Source organism: Bacteroidota bacterium, assembly GCA_030706565.1.
GTDB lineage: Bacteria > Bacteroidota > Bacteroidia > Bacteroidales > JAUZOH01 > JAUZOH01.
The window spans coordinates 1-2,999 of the sequence record JAUZOH010000436.1; the positions used below are offsets into that span (position 1 = coordinate 1).

Below are 2,999 nucleotides of genomic sequence, written 5' to 3' on the forward strand. Positions count from 1 at the left end.
CCGTTTCTATGTTTTGCAATAATGATTTCGGCTAAGCCCTGCGTCGGGTTACCTTCTTCATCTTCGGTGATTCCGTATTTTTCAGGCCGGTGGATGAATAGCACCACGTCGGCATCCTGTTCGATAGCTCCGGATTCACGTAAGTCGGAAAGCATAGGCCGTTTGCTGGCGCCGGTACGGAGTTCCAGGGAACGGTTCAACTGAGACAGCGCTATAACTGGCACATTCAATTCTTTTGCTATTGCTTTAAGCGAACGTGAAATGGTACTGACTTCCTGTTCCCTGTTTCCTTTAGTTTCGGCCGGGCCAGACATCAACTGCAGATAATCGATGATGATGATGGAAATATCATGTTGTATTTTTAGCCGCCGACATTTGGCCCTAAGTTCGAATATGGAAATGGCCGGCGTATCATCAATAAAAATAGGTGCTTCAACCAGGCTTTTAATTTTGTGGTCAAGTTGTTGCCATTCGTAGCCTTCCAGATGTCCGTTCCGTATTTTTTCTGAGGGGAGTTCGGTTTCGCTTACAATTAAACGGTTTACCAGCTGAATGGCCGACATTTCAAGTGAAAACAGGGCAACTCCGCGTTTGTGTTCAACCGCCATATTTCTGGCCATGGACAGTACGAAAGCTGTTTTTCCCATGGATGGACGGGCAGCAACAATGACGAGGTCAGACTTTTGCCATCCAGAAGTGATGCGGTCGAGGGAGGTAAAACCTGAAGGTACGCCGCTAAGGCTATCTTCCCTTTTGCTGGCATCTTCTATCTGCTGAATGGCTTGTTTAATCAGAACATTGATAGGGGCTGTCTCTTTTTTGATATTCCCTTCGGCAATATTGAAAAGGGCTGTTTCTGAATAATCCAGTAAATCGTCCACATCCACCCCTTCATCAAAGGCTTTGGTTTGTATATCCGAAGAAACCCTGATCAGTTCGCGTTGAATATATTTTTGCGCTATGATTCGTGCATGGAATTCTATATTTGCTGCGGAAGCTACCCGGCCGGTCAGCATGCTAATATAGGCAGGGCCACCAACTTCATCCAACTGTTTGTTTTTACGCAATTCTTCCGTAACGGTGAGGATATCAATGGGTTTCTCCTGGGTTGAAAGGTCTACGATGGCTTTGAAGATTTTTTGATGGGCATCCTTATAAAAACTTTCAGGTTTAAGAATGTCTAAAACAGAGATGACCGCATCTTTTTCTATCATCATAGCACCCAGTACCGCTTCTTCAAGATCGAGGGCCTGGGGCGGAATTTTCCCATACTGAACATTTAATTGTTCTATCGCGTCGTTGGTGGATTTATTATTGTTTTTTCTTGGTGGCATGAATTATAAAATTGAAGGTCAAAGTTAAGGAAAGAAAATTCTTACTTGAGAAAAATAAGGGACCCATTTATCAACAAAATTTTCCTCCATTTATAAACAACTGTTCATGAATTTTTTAAAATCTTTTCTTTTGCCCTTGGTTTTAAACAAATATAAACTGAAAGAACAATATTAAAAAATATGTTTGTGTTTAATTAATAAAAAAATACAATTTGTTGGGGGAGAAAGGGAGTCCCGTCTGATCATGGTTTAGAAACCTTTTGGGAAAGAAGAACCGATTTTACTTGCGGTTCACATAAAAGGCAACCAGGAGAAGTTCATCCCGATTGCCTTAGGTACTTGATGATGTAGGGTATTTGAGTCTGAATAATTTTTTAATCTATTTATGAATTGAAATTATATATATTATCCAGGAACTTAAATAAATAATCTTTGTTTTGTCTGGTCAAAAATACATTTTGCATGATATTTTGAGCCGATTGCACATAGGGTTGTTCAACCAGTTCATCCTCGCAATGCCGGATGAGCTGCATAATGGAGGCATCTCTTTCTTCAATATGAAATTGAAGTCCAATGACTTTATTTTTATAACTAAAGGCCTGATTGTTGGTGATCGTGCTGGAAGCAAGTTTTTGAGCCTGTTCGGGGAGGGAAAATGTGTCGCCGTGCCAATGAAAGACGGTTAGTTTCGGGGGAAAATTATGGAACAGGCTGGTATTTAAAGCATCTTCGTTAAAATTGACGGGAAACCAGCCTATTTCCTTTTCTTTGTTTGGAAAAACCTTTCCCCCCAGGACATCAGCAATCATCTGGGCTCCCAGGCATATACCCAATACGGTTTTATCCGCCTCTATTGCTTTGAGAATAAATTCTTTTTCTTCCCTGATCCAGGGATAAATAGCCTCGTCCTTTATGCTCATAGGGCCTCCCAGTATAATTAACCAGTCAAATTCTCTGGTCGATGGCAATTTCCATTTTTTTTCATAAAATGAAGTACATGAAACCAAATGGCCCCGATCTTCTGCCCAAACTTCTATGTTGCCCAATCCTTCGAAAGGAACATGCTTTAGATAATGTATGCGCATCTTTTTTTAATTTAGGTTGACCTGTTGAAAGACTTACTTTCAATCCTTAGAAAATTTACATACAAATATAAATCTAATTTCTGATCAATAAAAATAAATACATTAAACTTTACAAAATAAAGGGGTAAAAATAAAAAATATGTAAATTAATTTGATCAATATCTGAAATGCTAGAATGTAATTCTATAAAATAGTATTTTTTAATAAAAAGTATTGATTAGGTTTTTTCGTTAACAAACAAAAATTATATGAAATATTGAAAATTTTGGGCAAAAGCCTCTTTGTTTTGTAAAAACAAGTATTTTTGGAACTTGTTTTTACAAGTTCCAGGTAACCAATAGTTTTTTGTAAAGCCGTTGGCGTTCACGATTTTGGTGAAGCCCTCCTGTTTCTAACTTAACTGACTGGCATGAAAATGTTTTCAAAAAAAATAAGGCTATTACTTCCAAGTTTTATTCTACTGTTTTATATTATCCTAACCTGCAATGAGTTATGCTTTGCGCAACCTGTCCAGCAAGGGAAAGGACATCCTTTTGTTTGTTCGGATTATACTCAGGGTAAAATTTTGGTTGTTTCAGCA

General features: G+C 38.5%; 2 protein-coding genes. Both read right to left on the minus strand.

From position 1 onward, the window contains the following. Window positions 1-1,334 (minus strand): replicative DNA helicase (gene dnaB, locus Q8907_15235; protein ID MDP4275625.1); only part of this gene is annotated, 1,334 nt, incomplete at its 3' end. A gap of 383 nt (window positions 1,335-1,717) precedes the next feature. Then, entirely contained in the window at window positions 1,718-2,419 is a 702-nt protein-coding gene (locus Q8907_15240) for a type 1 glutamine amidotransferase (GenBank protein ID MDP4275626.1), read from the minus strand. Between the last annotated feature and the right edge of the window lie 580 nt (window positions 2,420-2,999).

What these genes read in the sequence shown, in the direction of transcription:
- Q8907_15240 (MDP4275626.1), bottom strand. Translation starts at nt 2,419, where the DNA reads ATGCGCATACATTATCTAAAGCATGTTCCTTTCGAAGGATTGGGCAAC.